This is a genomic window from Algoriphagus formosus (assembly GCF_002807035.1).
Classification (GTDB): Bacteria; Bacteroidota; Bacteroidia; order Cytophagales; family Cyclobacteriaceae; genus Algoriphagus; species Algoriphagus formosus.
Window position 1 is genome coordinate 119,477 of the sequence record NZ_NIUC01000002.1, and the last position, 16,719, is coordinate 136,195.

General features: G+C 38.8%; 14 protein-coding genes (1 of these 14 running past the window's edge). 13 read left to right on the forward strand and 1 reads right to left on the reverse strand.

Going from position 1 to position 16,719, the window contains the following annotated elements:
* Positions 1-214, reverse strand: the 5' portion of a protein-coding gene (locus CDH51_RS20410; protein ID WP_100627924.1) for a helix-turn-helix domain-containing protein. It extends 137 nt beyond the left edge of the window; only the first 214 of its 351 coding nucleotides appear in the window; the start codon lies at positions 212-214; its stop codon lies beyond the left edge, outside the window.
* A 125-nt stretch (positions 215-339) separates the two neighbouring features.
* Between CDH51_RS20410 and CDH51_RS06565 the strand changes: the two genes are divergently transcribed.
* From CDH51_RS06565 to CDH51_RS06635, 13 genes are all read left to right on the forward strand, one after another.
* Positions 340-1,911, forward strand: coding sequence for a cysteine peptidase family C39 domain-containing protein (locus CDH51_RS06565; protein ID WP_100627925.1), 1,572 nt, complete (start codon positions 340-342; stop codon positions 1,909-1,911).
* A 527-nt stretch (positions 1,912-2,438) separates the two neighbouring features.
* Positions 2,439-3,578 (forward strand): hypothetical protein, encoded by a 1,140-nt coding sequence (locus CDH51_RS06575; RefSeq protein WP_100627927.1) that lies wholly within the window; start codon positions 2,439-2,441, stop codon positions 3,576-3,578.
* A 12-nt stretch (positions 3,579-3,590) separates the two neighbouring features.
* Entirely contained in the window at positions 3,591-5,798 is a 2,208-nt protein-coding gene (locus CDH51_RS06580; protein ID WP_198514312.1) for a peptidase domain-containing ABC transporter, read from the forward strand.
* 2 nt (positions 5,799-5,800) lie between these two features.
* Positions 5,801-7,102 carry an HlyD family secretion protein gene (locus CDH51_RS06585; protein ID WP_100627929.1) on the forward strand — a complete coding sequence of 434 codons (1,302 nt, stop codon included), beginning with the start codon at positions 5,801-5,803 and terminating at the stop codon, positions 7,100-7,102.
* Positions 7,103-8,743 carry a DUF6734 family protein gene (locus CDH51_RS06590; RefSeq protein WP_100627930.1) on the forward strand — a complete coding sequence of 547 codons (1,641 nt, stop codon included), beginning with the start codon at positions 7,103-7,105 and terminating at the stop codon, positions 8,741-8,743.
* Positions 8,744-9,171: 428 nt separating this feature from the next.
* A complete protein-coding gene (locus CDH51_RS06600; RefSeq protein WP_157807055.1) occupies positions 9,172-10,314 on the forward strand; it encodes a hypothetical protein in 1,143 nt (380 codons plus the stop codon).
* Between the two features lie 111 nt (positions 10,315-10,425).
* Entirely contained in the window at positions 10,426-10,920 is a 495-nt protein-coding gene (locus CDH51_RS06605; RefSeq protein ID WP_100627933.1) for a hypothetical protein, read from the forward strand.
* 365 nt (positions 10,921-11,285) lie between these two features.
* Positions 11,286-11,480, forward strand: coding sequence for an rSAM-modified peptide (locus CDH51_RS06610; protein WP_100627934.1), 195 nt, complete (start codon positions 11,286-11,288; stop codon positions 11,478-11,480).
* 58 nt (positions 11,481-11,538) lie between these two features.
* Entirely contained in the window at positions 11,539-12,744 is a 1,206-nt protein-coding gene (locus CDH51_RS06615) for a hypothetical protein (RefSeq protein ID WP_100627935.1), read from the forward strand.
* A gap of 56 nt (positions 12,745-12,800) precedes the next feature.
* Entirely contained in the window at positions 12,801-12,908 is a 108-nt protein-coding gene (locus CDH51_RS20415; protein ID WP_198514280.1) for a cysteine peptidase family C39 domain-containing protein, read from the forward strand.
* A gap of 221 nt (positions 12,909-13,129) precedes the next feature.
* Positions 13,130-13,408, forward strand: coding sequence for a hypothetical protein (locus CDH51_RS06625; protein ID WP_100627936.1), 279 nt, complete (start codon positions 13,130-13,132; stop codon positions 13,406-13,408).
* Between the two features lie 195 nt (positions 13,409-13,603).
* A complete protein-coding gene (locus CDH51_RS06630) occupies positions 13,604-14,890 on the forward strand; it encodes a carboxypeptidase-like regulatory domain-containing protein (RefSeq protein ID WP_100627937.1) in 1,287 nt (428 codons plus the stop codon).
* Positions 14,877-16,346, forward strand: a complete 1,470-nt coding sequence (locus CDH51_RS06635) for a TlpA family protein disulfide reductase (RefSeq protein WP_100627938.1) — start codon at positions 14,877-14,879, stop codon at positions 16,344-16,346. The genes CDH51_RS06630 and CDH51_RS06635 overlap by 14 nt, the downstream gene beginning before the upstream one ends.
* Positions 16,347-16,719: the final 373 nt, after the last annotated feature.

Below are 16,719 nucleotides of genomic sequence, written 5' to 3' on the forward strand. Positions count from 1 at the left end.
GGGGGGCAAAAAAAATGCCTGATTTTTCCAAAAACTCAATCATGTCCAATTCATAAATCGCCCCAAGTTTGGCGATCTGAAGAATATTGGGGACTGTTTTTCCAGTTTCGATATTGGAAAGGGTTTTTTGAGACACTTCCAAAAGATGAGCAACTTCATGCTGGGAAAGCTTTTTTTCTTCCCGGATTTTTTTTAGTCGAGATCCTAATTTCATACTAAAAACAAGTAAAAATTTACTAAAAATTAGAAATATCTTACTAGGTATTGACCTAAAGACACTCCAAATTAGCACTAAGAATATAAAGTAAAAGAAAAATTAAGATTTTTTAGGTTTTGCTTATGGAAAATAGTCTGATTTGTACGAAGCGATTGTTTGACTGGATCAAACTCCCTTATTCCGAGCCATTTTTGAAAGAAAAGTTGCTCACCCATCCAGAGCCGGATTCTCTGTTGGCTATCTCGGATACCTTGGCTGAGTATAAAGTGGAAAGCCTTGCGCTTCAACTTGGGGAAGATAAATTGGATCAACTGCCATTGCCTTGTGTGGTTCAGATTAGCCAAAATCCTTATCCTTATTTCACTTGCCTGTCGCAGGTCACTGAGGATTGGGTGGAATACTTGGACGAAAAAGGAAAGCTGATCAAGGTAAGCAGAAAAGAGTTTGTGACCCAATGGACTGGAGCAACCTTAGTGGTGGAAAAAGGGGAACACTCGGGAGAACCTGGATATACCAAGCGACGAAAGGAGCAATTGATCTATCAGTCTTTACTAATTCTTACTGGTGCAGTTGGTTTGGCTTGGATCATTGGAGATTTGATAGGGTTGGACTATAACACTTCTTTTTCTTTTGGAGCGATTTCTCTATTTATTTTAAAGCTTGCTGGCTTGGGTATATCGGCAATTTTACTGTGGTCAGAAGTGGATAAAAATAACGTTGCAATTACTCAATTTTGCAGAGGAGGTGAAAGTGTGGATTGTAATTCCGTGATTGATTCCTTTTCTATAGGCGGATTGATCAGTTTGGGGAATGTGGCCTTTTCCTATTTTGCTGCAAGTACTACCCTACTCCTAGTTAGTTCATTTTCTTCCTCCGCACTTGGGTTATTGGCTTTGCTCAGCTATTTCAGTTTGGCGATTATCCCTTTTTCGCTGTATTATCAGGGAGTCAAACTAAAAAAATGGTGCCGTCTCTGTCTTTGGATTTCCGGGATTTTAGTAGTGGAATTAGCCGTAAGTCATTTTCTTTTACCTGACTTGGCGTGGCCAAAATTAGGGGAACTGCCCATATTTTCATTCATTTTCTTGGCTTCTGTCCTTGCTTGGATCAGCCTAAAGCCTTACTTGATCGCTCAAAAGGAGCTATACACGACCAAAAGCAAATTGGCCAAGGTTCTGTCCAACAAGGAGTTATTCGACTATTTCCTAAGCAGCTCCAAACAGATCACTTCCAATCCCGAAGGAATGGGGATATTCTTGAAAGGTACAAACTCAAAACATCATGTCTTAAAAGTCTGCAACCCTTACTGTGGTCCCTGTGCCCGTACGCATCCACTCCTGGAGCAGCTCTATGAAGCAGGGAATATTGATTTGCAGATCGTATTTGTCCCAGGAGGAGGAGATAAGGTCAGACTTAAGACCATCCGACACCTTTTGGGGATTGCTTCAAATGGTAATTTGGAGCAGACCCGCCAAGCCTTGGATGACTGGTATAGTCAGGAAAATAAAGATTATGAAGCCTTTGCGGCAAAGTATCCACTCAATGGAGAACTGGAAAAACAAGAATCCAACATCCAAGCCATGCTGGACTGGTCTGAAATGGAAAAGATTAGCCATACGCCCACGATTTTCATCAATGGCTATGAATTGCCATCCACCTATGCGGTGGAAGATTTAAAATATGTCTTAAACTAAAAAAGGCTGCAAAAGCAGTAAAAATATTCAATCGCGATGAATAGTCACAGTCTCCGGTGACTCAAATAGCTGGAGGATTAGCTCATTTAGTCAAAATTATTCAATAACCATTTAAATTGTAAAATCATGAAGAAGTTAAGTTTAGAAATGCTCAGACTCAGCACCGAGGATGTCTTGGAAAGAAGTCAGATGAAGAAGATTACTGGGGGGTATGGGGGATCTGGGACATGTTGGTTGCGTTGTAGTAACGACTGGCAGAGATCCATGCAAGTGCCATTTTGTGGTTCTTCAACAGTTTCATTTTATTGTTTAGAAGGATCTGAAGCCACATGTAATTGCAATTGATTTAAAATATAGCCGAATGGTAGCTTGAGGCTGTCATTCGGCTTTAAATATTCTTTCTATAGAATTTTAGATAAACCAATAATCCTACTTATATAATTTACATATCGTTAAAAATCAGTGTAAACTAAAACGAACAAACGTTCTATATTCCAAAATGTTCAAAACTTACCAATTCCAAAAAGATGATAAAATCCCTTTACTTTCTTATAATTACAATTATAATTCCAATCTTCGGTTATTCTCAGTTCCAATTCAATAAGATAAAAGAGTTTCAAATTAATTCTTTATACAAAGTCGGTATAGTTGATTATTTCGATTCAAAAAATCTTTATCTGGCATATATTAACAAATTGTCAAAAGGAACCGAGATTGCCCTTATTAATGGAAAGGGAGAGATAATATTAAGTAAAAATCTTCAAGGCGATGGCCCTGAAAAGTTTACCACATCAATGAATAGTTTAGGGTTTTCAAGGGGTGGAGATATTTGGGTTCTTACCACTTTTGAACTTCTACTATATGATCAAAATTTAAAATTGAAGGAAAGAATAAAATTTGAACCCAATACTCAAGTTTATATAGCAAATCGAACATATCCCTTTCAATATTTTTATAAAAACAACAACCCATCTAATTTCCATTTCTTTTTAAATCCCTCAGGGGTTCATAATTTTCTCGGCTTCAGGCAATTCAAAAATAAATATTTAGTAAACCTATATGATAGTCACTCTAAATCAAATTATTCTTTAGCACCGATTATCAAAAGAGAAATCGGTCAAAAGCTTAACGAAAACATGTCTGACGTTTATTTTCCAATTTATACAGTTGATAAAAATGAATCGCCGCAACTTTATTTGACTTCTTCATTCGATAGCGAAATAACTGTTTTTGATTTAAATAATGGTACAGAAATAAAAAACATTAAAATTAAGCATGGAGCCTTTGATTTTTTAAAAGGAACCAACTTAGACATAAGCAATCTTCCTTCAAGAGAAAATATTACACTTGGCGCAAAAAACCATAATATATTTAAGTTGGACAATGAACTGATAATTCTAGAGTATATTCAGGAAATCCCCTACGGCACTTATGAACAGAAGATCGCCGAGGATCCTACCTACCATCATTTTCAAGATCCAAACTATCACAGGTTGATATTATTTGAAGGGAATACCCAAGTATCAGGTGACATCAAACTTCCGGTCAATGGTAAATTAATGACTGCCTTGCCAGACAATAGACTTCTATTTCAGTTGATTGACCCTGATATTGAAGAGGATTTTATTCGCTTTGGCATTTATGAACTGGTCAAATCATCCGATTAAAATATACTTACGATTGATTTGAAAACTAATTTCCCCCATTACAAGCAACCCGACTCCAAAGACTGTGGGCCCACTTGCTTACGAATCATAGCGAAGCACTATGGCAAGCTGATCTCCCTGAAGGAAATCCGGGAAATATCGGAGACGACACGGGAAGGAAGTAGCTTATTGAAGCTCAGTGATGCCGCGGAGGCAATGGGGTTTAAGACCATAGGTGCCAAGTTAAGCTTCGAAAAACTCAAACAAGCCCCTCTGCCCTTAATTGTCCATTGGGACAAGCAGCACTTTGTGGTGGTGTATCGAATTAAAAAAGACAGGGTCTTTATCTCTGATCCTGCGTACGGATTGATCTCCTATTCCAAGGAAGAATTTATCCCCCGATGGATCGGTAATAATGCCAATGAGCATACCCAAGAAGGAATTACGCTCCTACTGGAACCCACCCCCGCCTTCCGAAAAATGAAATGGCAGGAAAAAGAAAAGCGTTCGCTTGGTTTTCTCTTCAGCTACCTATTCCAGTATAAAAATCTAATTGCCCAGTTGGCTATTGGGCTGCTGGTAGGCAGTTTGTTGCAGCTGATATTTCCTTTCCTGACACAAAGCATCGTGGATGTGGGAATCCAAAACCAGGATGTCAATTTTATTTACCTGGTTCTCTTTGCGCAGATTATGCTGTTTTTAGGCAGAATGAGTGTGGAAGTACTTCGAAGTTGGATTTTGCTGCACTTGACTACTCGGATTAATATTTCTTTGGTTTCTGACTTTTTCATCAAGCTGATGAATCTGCCTATTTCCTATTTTGATACCCGGATGACCGGAGATATCATGCAGCGAATAGGTGATCACCGCAGGATTGAGAGCCTCCTGACAGGCACCACACTCAATACCTTGTTTTCTTTCTTCAATCTGATTGTTTTCGGAGTTGTTCTGGTCTATTACAGTCTGACGATTTTTTTAATCTTTCTTGGAGGAAGTGTGCTGTACCTTGCATGGGTACTGTTTTTTATGAAGCGCAGGAGAGAACTTGATTACAAGCGATTTGCCCAGTTGAGTCAGGAACAAAGCACTGTGATCGAGCTGATCAATGGCATGCAGGAAATTAAAATGCACAATGCCGAGAAGCAAAAACGCTGGACTTGGGAATTTGTACAGGCCAGATTGTTTCAGGTATCCATTCAGTCCTTATCACTCGAGCAGACGCAACAGGTAGGCTCATCCGTGATTAACGAGCTTAAAAATATCCTGATCACTTTTACTTCTGCCGTACTCGTGATCGAAGGAAACCTGACTTTGGGCATGATGCTGGCCCTCCAATACATCATCGGTCAGTTGAATAGCCCCATCAGTGAATTGGTAGGGTTTGTCCGATCATTCCAAGATGCTAGCATCAGCCTCGACCGACTCAACGAAATCCATGACAAGGAAGACGAGGAAAACTCAGATTTCCAATTGGTCAGAACTATCCAATCGGGTGAAGCCATGGAAGTCAAGAACTTGTCCTTTCGCTATGTAGGTGCTGAGGAGGCTGTATTGACAGGGATTAATCTGCATATCCAACCTAAAAAAGTCACGGCCATCGTGGGTGCAAGCGGTAGCGGCAAGACCACTTTAATGAAGCTATTGCTTAAATTCTATGAGCCTAGCTCCGGAGAAATCCGCTATGGACCCCACGATCTTAAAACTGTCAGCCCAAAAAGTTGGCGGGATCAGTGTGGCGTGGTCATGCAGGAAGGCTATGTCTTCAACGATACCATTGCAGCAAATATCGCGGTGGGTCAAGATTTCATAGATCAAGAAAAGTTGCTTGAAGCTGCTCGTATCGCCAATATTCTCGACTTTATTCAGTCTTTACCGCTTGGGTTCAATACCAAAATTGGCAATGAAGGAGTGGGAATGAGTACCGGACAGAAGCAACGTCTCTTTATAGCCCGGGCTATTTACAAAAATCCGCCCATGCTCTTTTTTGACGAAGCTACCTCGGCTTTGGACGCAAAAAATGAACGCGAGGTCATGGAAAATCTCCAAAAGTTTATGCAGGGCAAAACGGTTTTTATCATTGCCCACCGATTGAGTACGGTTCGCAATGCCGATCAGATTATTGTAATTGATCAGGGAAAAATCGTCGAACAGGGGCCTCATGTAGAATTGGTTCGCGCCAAGGGCATCTATTATGATCTGGTAAAAAACCAACTCGAACTGGAAAAAATTAATTCAAACTGACCATGCCTGTTACGAGTCAAAGCGATAACCTTCACCTTCGATCCGAAGAGGTTCAGGAGATTATTTCCCGACCTCCGGCTTGGTTGATCCGATGGGGCATTACGTTGATATTCATCCTCCTTTCTCTTTTGATCGGATTATCCTTTTTGATTCGATATCCTGATTTTGTGGAAGCCAAAGTATTGGTAACCACTGCTGACCCTACAGAACGAATAGCTGCCCGTTTTACCGGACAAATAGAGCGCTTATTTGTCAACAATGGAGATCAGGTAAAAATCGGGCAGCCTTTGGCAGGCATCAAGAGTACGGCTAAGTTGGAAGATGTATTGTTTTTGAAATCTAACCTGGAAAAAGAACCCTTTGTAAAGGAAAATGACTTTTTGTTTCCTGTGGACACCATTTCTGAGTTGGTATTGGGGGAAATAGCATTACCATTTTTGGAATTCGAAAGAAGCTATATGGAGTATCGCTTGATTAGAGAGCTCCGGCCCTTTGCCCAGAAGATGGAAGGTACTAAGGCGTCCATTGAGGAAATCAAAAAAAGAATCATAAGCCAACAAAATCAAAAGAGATTGCTTGACCGAAGACTTTCTTTAGCCAAAACCGATTTCGAACGAAATAAAAAGCTTCACGAGCAAGGGGTCATTGCAGACAAGGATTATGAGTTCAAAGAAATGGAATATTTGCAGATGGAAGAACAAGTCAATCAAATGGCCATATCCATTTCTCAATTACAAGAGGCATTGAATACTGCTCAGCAGACTGTACAAACTACCCATATCAATCGGGAAGAGGAAGAAGCTCGCTCTTTGAAAGCTTTGATCCAGGCTTACCAAGGTTTAAAGCGGAGTTTGCGAGATTGGGAGTATTCGTATCTGATGAAATCCTCCATTAATGGAGTAGTCAGCTTTCAGAAAGTCTGGGGAATCAATCAACAAGTCAATACGGGTGAATTGATCTTTACGGTATTACCTGAAAACAAAGCGGAACTACTGGGTGCTATGAAGATTCCTGCCCAAAATGCAGGAAAAGTAAATGTGGGCCAAAAGGTATTGATCAAATTGGATAATTATCCATTTCAGGAATATGGGGCATTGATCGGGAGGATTTCCAGCATATCGGTGTCTCCGGATGAAGAGTTCAACTACCTCGTCTATGCCACTTTACCCGAAGGAACCATGACTTCTTTCAATAGGGAAATCCCTTTTAATCAAGAACTATTGGGAAACGCAGAAATCATCACGGAAGAATTGAGCGTAGCCGAGCGATTATTTTTCAAGTTTAGGTCAATCGCAACTTATTAGATGAAGATTGTTCACACATTTTGGGTTGATGAAGGGAAGAATCCCTTGAAGGATAGTTTTGGATGGTGCAGTGCTCCCTATCATTTGATGAGTTGGGCACTGAGTTGCCTACAGCTTCACCAATTTTATGAGGACATAGAATTGATCACCGATAGGAAAGGAAAAGAGTTGCTGATAGACCAGTTGAAATTGCCTTATAAAAATGTGAGAGTCGAACTGGATAAATTGAACTTGGTTGAAATTCCGGGCTTATGGGTGATGAAAAAAATATATTCCTATACCCTTCATGAGGAACCTTTCCTAAATGTGGATGGAGATGTATATGTTTATGAACCTTTTCCTGATGAACTACTCTCCGCTCCTCTGATTGCCCAGAACATCGAGCAGGATTTTGATTATTACAAAGAGTTGGTCGGGCTTGTCGCTGATACTTTTCCATCTGTCCCGAGGCCGATTACAGAACTGATCAACAAGGGAAAGGAAATCCAAGCCAGCAATGCCGGGATATTTGGAGGTAAAAATTATGCATTTTTTAAAGACTATTTTCGGGTGGTCAAGCAATTTGTAGCTGCTAACCAACATCAGATTAAATCCTTAAACCCAATGCAGATTGGGAATTTCAACCAGGTAGTAGAGCAGTATATGTTCCATTGCATGAGTACTGATCAAGGGATTGAGGTAAACTACCTTTTAGACCCTGTTTACGATCCCTCCTACAAGGAGGCATTTGGAAATTTTCATCACTTACCCACCAAATCCGCTTATATCCATACCCTAGGAGATTACAAGAAAAACGGTTGGGTTTGTGATCAATTAGCCTATCGGTTAAGGCTTGATTTTTCAGACTATTATCGGAAAATTTCTGATCTCTTTCAATCAGGCCAAAAATTACAGTCAGGAAAAACTCATATTATAAATACAAAATATACCTATGATGAAATTTTATCCTATTCAAAGGACTATTTAGCAAAATCTGAAAAGGAACAATTTTATAGAACTAAGCGAATGCTAAAAGCCATTTGTGAAAAAGAGGATATTGCCTGGGATAGAAATAAATTCACAATTCGGGGATTTAAAGACTATCTGGAAAGCATCTCCAATACCACCCCTTGGAAAAGAATACTAAACGATGTTTATGAGTTTGAAGAAGAAAAACTTAGACTAATCAGATCCCTCCTTCAAGACAAACTCGAAGAGGGAGAAGCATTTTCTGCCATTCAATTGGCCAATGAAGCTTTGAAGGGTCAAAACTGGAAAGAAAAGGCCGAGCTAAAATTGACTCCTAATTGCAAAACCATCCTTTCAGAATGGGACTGGTCTCAAAACTCTCTTTTGTTTACCCAAATCAAAATGAATTCAATAGAGGAAAACCTACTGCTTCCTGCGCATTTCTATCAAACGGTATTACTTTGGGATCAGCACCATACAGAAATAATAGAATACCTAGTAGGCCCCATTGCCTCCTATCTTTTATCAGTCCTTTCAGAGGACAGCTTTATTCAAATGACTGGTTTATCCGAAAAGGTATGTTCTTTTTTTCAGCTAGTAAGCAAAGATCAGGTTATGGATTTATTGGATGAAGAGATACGGTTTTTAGCCTACAGCGGAGTGATCCATCTAAGGGTAATCAAGAATATCTAATTCAGTAAAAACTTACTAAAAATTAGAAATATCTTACTAGGTATTCTTTTGATAACCAAATACTTTTAGGAAAGTATCGATCGGAGGTACCGATCGGAAATCTTAAACAAAACTAACAAACAAATGAAAAAATTAAGTTTAGAAATGCTCCGACTCAGCACCAATGAAATTTTGGGTAGAGGTCAGATGAGGACAATTGTTGGTGGCATTGATCCCGTGATGATCATTTGTGATTGTACAACATCATCAGGTGAAAGTACTTCTGCTACCTGTACCCCAGATCTAGTAAACCAAGGAGGTAATAGGTGTTGTGCAGCTAGTTATGGTAGCAGTTCACAACAATCTAATTGTGGTTCTACTTTAGCAGGGATATAAAAAATGCGTTGGGGCTGGATTTCTATCCATCCCCTTCTTTTTATCTCAATCAAATGAAAATATACCAATTGTTATTTCTAGTTTGTTTATTTTTTTCGTGTTCTGAATATAAAACCGAAATCTATAAAAGTACTAAAAAATTAGAGTTAATAGATTCTGTTAGGATTGAAATTCCTTATGAATTTGGCTTCGTATCCAAAGTCTCAAGTGATGGATATCTACTCGCGTACAGTTATATAGACGAACTTTTTTATGTTTTAAAATCGGATGGTCAGATTTTTTCTAGTTTCAGCGCTAGAGGGGAAGGACCTAAAGAATATTCTGGAATTCTCCCTTTTGCAGGAATTCACGAGAATAAGGTTTTTTTTCTTGATCATCAAAATTTATACTTTTTCTCCTTAAATGGCGATTTTATCTCAGTTACTGCCTACAATGACCCTTTTGTATCTTCCTTTGGAGGAATTCCAGATTCAGAGCTTTTTCTTTTCAGTGATGGTTCATTTATTATTCCAAATATCCATATTGGGAATCTAGCCAGACAAATAGATAGAATCGCAATTTTAGATACCATTCCTATTTGGATTAAATATGATTTTTCTTTAAAAATTAATTCTTATGAGCGATCTCAAGTTGGGCTTGTTGACAAAAATTCTACTTTTTTTAGTGACTTAACTTTTAATAATTATAAGTCTAAGCTTATAATAATAGATCGTTCAATAATTCAAATACCCGAAATTGGAAAGGACTTATTCAAATATGACTTGAAGACTCCAGATCAAATTGAAAAGATAGAATTAGATCTTCCAGGATTTAAATCCCAAAAAGGATTACAGGAAGAAAAAGTCACAAAAGAAAACTTCAGGTTATTTAATCAGATGTCAGCTGAAAGTAGCTTTATAGGTCATTTTATCAATTTGGATTCCAACAGTTTATTTTTGACCTATTCAATTAAAAAACTAGATAATCAAAGCTCAGGAAGGAATAATGCAAATGATTCTTTTATAAGTAAATTTCAAGGATTCTATTTCGATTTAGCCTCTCGAACTGGTTTTCAGGTAGATCTTCCTTTGAACGGATCAGACTCCTTTTATAAAAGGTTAATCTATTTGGGAGAAAATAAATTTCTTTTCCTTCTTCAAAATGAACTAGAAAAAGATTTTCATATAGGTCTAATTTATAATCTTGTTGATTCCTAAATATGGAATTACTTAATAATTTCTACTGTCGTCCGAGAACGTTTTTGGCTTGAAAATTTAATCTGGGAAATCCCATTTCTCGATTTACGTAAAAACTGGTCAGTCATTACAATGTTTAATTCCTGGACGTTCTTTTCCTCCCCTCCTTTTGAAATTAATGATTTTCCTGATGGAATTCTTATCGTGCATAGAGGAATGCCCAATATGCACGCATACCTAAGCAACGGGGACACGGTTAGCACCAAACCAAATAGCTCAAAGTTTTTTGATGACTTGGTTCCAGTAGAGGAAATATTCAGAGCCCAAAATGAAACAGCGGAAAAGGAATTTAAGAAAGAGCTAGAAAAGCAGATGAACTTCCTCAGACCGGTAGTGGATGAACAGAAACAAATGCTCTATCGACTCGGCTATCGATTGGCGTCAGATGGTGTTTCTTATGACACTTACTTGTTTGAATATGATATGAACTTAACCTTGACTCAGGAGGTCCAATTGGAAAGAATAAAAACCAAACCCCAGAAAATGTTCCTTCGGGATTCGACTTTTTACTTGGCAGTTTCATTTGACGATGAACCAGGTTTTCTGATGTTCAGTAATCCTTTTTGAGGATCTTGGATGTTTTCTGCGCGATAGAATCCAAAATATCCAACAGAGCTTATTCCATCCAAGACCCTTGAGGTTATTGAAAGCCTCAACTCTCAAAAAAAGGACCCCTGAAAAATTAGTCAATTGAAGCTCAGTGATGCGGCGGAGGCAATGGGGTTTAAAACTATTGGGGCAGATTTTATTCAGTAAATACTTACTTGAAATTAGAAATATCTTACTAGGTATTGGCTAAATAAGTAAATAATTTGAAATCTAATGATCGAAAGTGCCGGTCAAGATTCTTAAACAAAACGAACAAGTAAAATGAAGAAGTTAAGTTTAGAAATGCTCAGACTCAGCACGGACGAAGTCTTGGAACGATTCAGATGAAGAAGATTACTGGGGGGTATGGACAGGGGATTTTGATCGCGCCGGGGACATGTGGTTGGGTAGATCGAACTGGTTATCCAGTTTGTAATATTTCAAAGGGAGCAGCGCAAATGTTGAATATGCTACATCCAGGCGGATATTGGTGTTGCCAAAGCTGTGCAAGTAGAGGTGGCTCAGCAAGTTACTGTTGAAACTCGGTTCAAAGGGGGGCGCTACTCCCTTTTGGTTTCTTCATTTAGATATAATAAAATGAGATATCCAGTTAAACAACCTTTGACCAAATATATCTATCCGTCGCGAATAGTCACCTTTTTTCTGATTCTAGCCCCAGCATGCCGATCCGGTGAGCAAAAAGAACTGACAAAAGCTGGTACTCGTTCCAATGAGAAAATAGTATTCGAAAAACTCGATAGCATCCGCATCGACTATCTGGGAACTCCAACTGTCCACGACATCGATCCTGTCAACAAGAGGATCATTTTTATGGATCACAAGGAAAATTCTGAAGATATCCACATTGCAGACTTCGAAGGAAACATTCTCCAATCGTTTTCAAAGTTTGGGGATAAACCGGATTCCTATGGAGGTCTGATGGGGACCTTGAATTTTACTGATACCAATCGTTTTTTGGTATATGGATACCGTGGATTTCTCACCTTCGACATGGAAGGTATGCTTAAGTCACTGGTCAAATACGATGACTTTCATGTCCCTAGCCAAAGTAGACGAAGTATGGGATATAATATGGAAAGGCTAGGCCAGAAATATCTGTTTATTAATCAGGGTCCATCTCCGCAAGACTTGAATGAGTATCGAGCCTTCAAACTGCTAACATTGCTTGACCCTCTGAAGGGTACCCGTAAGCCCATGATAGGATTTCCAGAGGGCAGCCGGTTCCTAAACGGGAACCATTATTTTTTTCCCTGTTGGTTCCCTGTATTCACTGTTCACCGATCGAAAATCTATACCGCGTTTGGAATCGAGCCTGTCATCTATGTGTATGAAACTTTCCCTCCTCATGCCTTGGTGGATAGTATCTCGTTGAATTTGCCCAATTACATGGGATATAATGGCTCGGAGAACCCGAGTGACATCCGCGTATTGGGAATGTGCTTTGTATCTGGGAAGATCGAAAACATCAAGAAAATTGGGAGCCTGTTGTTGATTGGATATTTTCCTGGCTACGCCGAAAAGGATATTTCAATAAACTTCGAAAACAAAACGCAGGAAGAAACTGAATACTTTCAGATAAGTATGCGGGAAAAGTATCCTTCGAGAATTGCAATAGTTGACTCTTTAGGAAATGTGATTAATGATTTTGTTCCTGATAACCTATCACCTAGCAGTATGCTTTTGCGAGATGGACAACTCTGGATGATGGAAAAACCTGATGAGGAAGTGGAGAGAGATTATTTCAGGCTTTTTAGGGTAGGGTTGAAGATTGAAAATAAATAGGTGATCTATAACACACGCCTCAACTTTCTTTCAACAAAAATCAAGAATTAATCAATTTGAGAGTTTCTTTCCCCCATTACAAACAACCCGACTCTAAAGACTGTGGACCCACTTGCTTGCGAATAATCGCCAAGCATTATGGCAAGCTAACCTCTGAAAAGTAAACCCGGGAAATATCGGAGACGACTCGGGAAGGAAGTAGCCTATTGAAGCTCAGTGATGCGGCGGAGGCGATGGGGTTTAGACGATTGGAGCAAATTTTATTCAGTAAATATTTACTGAAAATTAGAAATATCTTACTAGATATTCTATTGATAACCAAATACATTAGGAGAGTATCGATCGGAGGTACCGATCGGAAATCTTAAACAAAACTAACAAACAAATGAAAAAGTTAAGTCTAGAAATGCTCCGACTCAGCACCGACGAAGTCTTGGAAAGAAGTCAGATGAAGAAGATTACTGGGGGGTATGGAATGAGCTATTGCGCTACCATGTATATGATTAGATCCTGTAATCAACTTTCTGGAGGTGCTTATTCGGGCTGGGCTTATGGCTGGACAAGCGGCGGATGTAATAATTCGGGAGGCGCAAATTATTGGAATGCAGTGACCTCAGCGGGGTATAGCATGCAAGGATGCAACACAGGTTGGTATAGTTATTAATTGGGAGAATTTTGAACTAGGGGCCTTGCTCCTAGTTCACCAAGAAAGTAGTCCTTAGAAATCCAATATTATACAGGCATCTTCCAAAGAAATATCTTAAATATATAAGAAGAGCCTTTACTATCCTCCTACCGAAGGCCCGCTTGCTAGAGGTAATCATGGAATCAATTTAACCACAAAATTCTGCAATAAGACATGAAATATGTATTTGCTTTTATTATTTCATTTTTTTCTTCCACTTTACTCTTTTCTCAGAATAACGCAGGGCAAAATCATATTTCTGGAACCATCCGAGATGGAAATTCTCCTGTTGCCAATGCCTATCTTTTTCTAAAAAACTATCCGGATTTCAACTGTCTATCTGATTCCGAAGGATTCTTTAACCTACGTTTTCCTGAGAGCTTAAAAAATGATACGCTAGTAGTATCTCACATCGGCTATACCAAAGCGCAAATCGCAATAAAGAGCCTCAAAAATAATCCGACGAATATCACATTGCAAAGTAAAACCATCGTATTGGATGAAATTACTGTAAAGCCAGAAGAGGATTACCTCAAAGACTTCTTTCAAAAAATAGCACAAAATATCCCAAAGAATTATCCTGAGAAAAGGCATCAAATGAGAGGCTTATTTAGAAAGTTATCCACAAACTACGAGGAGTTTACCCATCTGGCAGAAGCTCAGGTAATAGTGGAGGATGTTGGATATTCAAAAGAGGTAAAAGGAGCCAAAATTAAAATTGAGCATTACAGAGAGAGCGACGATTTTTCGGAAATAGACTCTACTTTTCTCTTACTATTGAAAGCACAGGAGGATTCCTACGATTTTGAAGAAAAAAATAAAATGCCAAGCAACCCAATCATTCGATTATACGAAGACAACTTTATTAGGAAAAGTTATTTGGAAGAAAGCCCATTTAATAGTAATGGGTATTTGAATGAGTTTTTTGGCATTGCAGAATTACCCATTTACCAAGAATTCCTTGGGTACGAGCTAGTGGATAATGATACCATTTACACCATTGCCTACGGGACTACTGATCCTCCTTTAGGGACTTCTTATATAAAAGTCAATAGCAGTGACTATGCAGTGGTAGAGTTTCAAGTGACTAGGTACATGGATCCTGAAAGGGAATTATATGAGCAATTTCTGATGAAATATCGAAAAATTCAGGATAAATACTACCCTGAAAAATTGCTCCATAAAGTACTTCGCTTTATCAATCGGAATGTGGGCAGTCACCAAATGGATATATCTACCTTGTGGTTTGATGAAATAAAAACCGAAAATTTCAAAAAGCTCAAAAGTCGTGAAATTATAGAAAGGGATGAAATATTGCCATCAAACTCCTTTCCCTATGAGCAAGAGTTCTGGAAAATCAATAAGTTGTCTAAAGCTTTTCCTTTAGATTCTGCCATCCTCAAAAGTCTAGAAAGACATAAAAAACTAGAAGATCAGTTTAAGGAAAATGGAAAGGACTGATACAAATTACCCAGCAAAATTTAACCGACTGATCTTTACAGTTCTTGGCGTACTATTCCTATTTTCTTGTAATTCGACACTTCAGGATAATGATCAAGACGATCAAAAGGATCAAATCGTTCTGATGCTTGAAGATAGCATGGTAGGTGATTTTTTGGCCAAGCGTAAAGGCTCTTTTATGTACATTGATGATGAGCTATTTTCTGCGAAAATAGAATTTTCAGGAAAATCCCTTAGTCACTATGGGATAATCAAAACAAAAAGGGACTTTTTAGAGCTGGCATACCGAGACCATAGTCAGACTCAGTACAGTTACCTATTCCAAAAAGGAGATACGGTACTAGTAAAACTAAATGAACAAAACATTTGGATGGAAACGGTCAATAGAAAGGCCTCCCCTTATGAAACCAATTTGGAACTCCTTAGGAATCGAGATCTTTATCAATCTGCCTACTCAAAACTTCAGGACTTTCACTTATTATGGAAATCGAATTATGCCTCGGTTACTCCAGGGGGGCTAAGGGAGGAGCTCAAGCAATACCGCAAAGAGGCGGTAGAAAGCCTAACTTTGGAGCTGTCTTGGATCGATTCCTTGAGGGCCGAAAAATCCATTTCAGCAATTTCGGCTAAGTTTTACACTTCAAAAGCCCGTTTTGAACTGAAGAAATTGAACTATTTTGGGGAGGAAGATGGGGCATTTGATGCAAGGGGAGCTTTTCGATCATTTCTTGGATCGGAATGGGATACCCAGGATGGCGCTCAAACTATTTACCTGCATGACTTTGCTGATTTCCTTCTAAGCTATGAGATGCTACACCATCCCATTCCCTCAACAACTTCTCCCTATGTTACCAATTCCTCTTCCCCTTTCGGCAAACTAATGTTATTCAGCTATTTAAACCAGACACTTCCCTATCTTCCTTTTGAAGAAGCAGCGGATTGGTTGACAAGCTATGAAGATCGTCTAGCTAATCAGGCACAAGCTGAATTTCTCTGGACATCTTTTGAGGCTTTGAGAAATCAGCGGCCGGATCTAGATCTCATAGGGCTAAGTAAATCCACAACTACGCTTGAAGAGCTCTTAGTCCAAAAAAAAGGAAAATTCCTGTACATTGATTTTTGGGCGGCATGGTGCATCCCTTGTATCCAATCATTTCCATCTTCTATCGCTTTGCAAGATGAGTATAAGAATAGGGAGTTTGAAGTAATTTACTTATCCATTGACAGGAACCACAAATACTGGGAAGATGTGGTTGAAAAATATCATATCGCTATTCCAAATCGTTCCTTTTTTGTCAAGAATTTAGAGGAATCGGGGTTTCTTGAAAAGCTAAAAGTAGATGTAATTCCTCGCTATCTTCTTTTTGATCAAGAAGGAAAACTGATCCATCCCTATGCTCCTAGAGCCAATTCGGAAGAAGTTCGGGTTTTTCTTGACAAAATATTACCAGGGTAAATCATAGAATTTTCAATTTCCCTGGATTTTATAGAGAGGAACCCTTTTGGAAAATAACCTGCTGGTGTATTCCAAGAGGATTTGTGGTTATTATCGGAGAGATCAATCTATATGAAATTGGGACGCTTGACTTCATTGTCTCCAAGTTATCTGCAAACAGTGTGGCAAGCTAACCTTTGAAAAGTAAACCCGGGGAATATCGAAGACGGCACGGGAAGGGAGCAGCTTATTAAAACTTAGTAATGCGGCTAAGGGGATGGAGTTTAAGACAATTCATACCAAATACTCTTCAGTAAATATTTACTAGAATTTAGTAAAATTGGTATAGGTATTTAGTTGCAAGGCAAATATTTTTACTTTGAAAGGATCTGAG

Excerpts from the sequence above, each read along its gene's own strand:
- CDH51_RS06610 (WP_100627934.1), top strand. The coding sequence starts at position 11,286 with ATGAAGAAGATTACTGGGGGGTATGGACAGGGGATTTTGATCGCGCCG.
- CDH51_RS06565 (WP_100627925.1), top strand. The coding sequence starts at position 340 with ATGGAAAATAGTCTGATTTGTACGAAGCGATTGTTTGACTGGATCAAA.
- CDH51_RS06605 (WP_100627933.1), top strand. The coding sequence starts at position 10,426 with ATGTTTAATTCCTGGACGTTCTTTTCCTCCCCTCCTTTTGAAATTAAT.
- CDH51_RS06625 (WP_100627936.1), top strand. The coding sequence starts at position 13,130 with ATGAAAAAGTTAAGTCTAGAAATGCTCCGACTCAGCACCGACGAAGTC.
- CDH51_RS06635 (WP_100627938.1), top strand. The coding sequence starts at position 14,877 with ATGGAAAGGACTGATACAAATTACCCAGCAAAATTTAACCGACTGATC.
- CDH51_RS06590 (WP_100627930.1), top strand. The coding sequence starts at position 7,103 with ATGAAGATTGTTCACACATTTTGGGTTGATGAAGGGAAGAATCCCTTG.
- CDH51_RS06575 (WP_100627927.1), top strand. The coding sequence starts at position 2,439 with ATGATAAAATCCCTTTACTTTCTTATAATTACAATTATAATTCCAATC.
- CDH51_RS06585 (WP_100627929.1), top strand. The coding sequence starts at position 5,801 with ATGCCTGTTACGAGTCAAAGCGATAACCTTCACCTTCGATCCGAAGAG.
- CDH51_RS06600 (WP_157807055.1), top strand. The coding sequence starts at position 9,172 with ATGAAAATATACCAATTGTTATTTCTAGTTTGTTTATTTTTTTCGTGT.
- CDH51_RS06630 (WP_100627937.1), top strand. The coding sequence starts at position 13,604 with ATGAAATATGTATTTGCTTTTATTATTTCATTTTTTTCTTCCACTTTA.
- CDH51_RS06615 (WP_100627935.1), top strand. The coding sequence starts at position 11,539 with ATGAGATATCCAGTTAAACAACCTTTGACCAAATATATCTATCCGTCG.